General features: G+C 34.1%; 1 protein-coding gene. It reads left to right on the top strand.

From position 1 onward, the window contains the following. The coding region (locus M0051_RS19685) for a transposase (RefSeq protein ID WP_306743278.1) at positions 1 to 309 on the top strand (309 nt) is incomplete at its 5' end. Between the last annotated feature and the right edge of the window lie 34 nt (positions 310 to 343).

The following is a 343-nucleotide window of genomic DNA, read 5'->3' as shown; positions in this document are numbered from 1 at the left end:
CTAAAGAAAGCGTATGATTTGAGTCAGGCCTTAAAAAACATTTTTTCAAGAACAAAGGATAAAGGTGTAGCATACGCCAAGTTAGCAAAATGGTACGACCAGGTCGAAAAGACTGGAATGAAATCCTTTCGAATAGTATCAAACTCTATTAAAACACACTATATCGGAATCTTGAACTATTTTGAAAATAGAAGTACAAATGCTTCAGCAGAATCTTTTAATGCAAAAATTAAGGCTTTCAGAACTGCTTTTAGAGGTGTGAGGGAAATTGAGTTTTTCCTATTCAGACTTTCTAAAATTTATGCTTGAAACATACACTCCCCTCAAGTTTTCATCTTGATCC

It is taken from the genome of Marinifilum sp. D714 (assembly GCF_030851345.1).
Classification (GTDB): Bacteria; Bacteroidota; Bacteroidia; order Bacteroidales; family Marinifilaceae; genus Marinifilum.
Note: the sequence above shows the minus strand (reverse complement) of the source record. Positions and strands in the feature narration are given on the sequence as shown.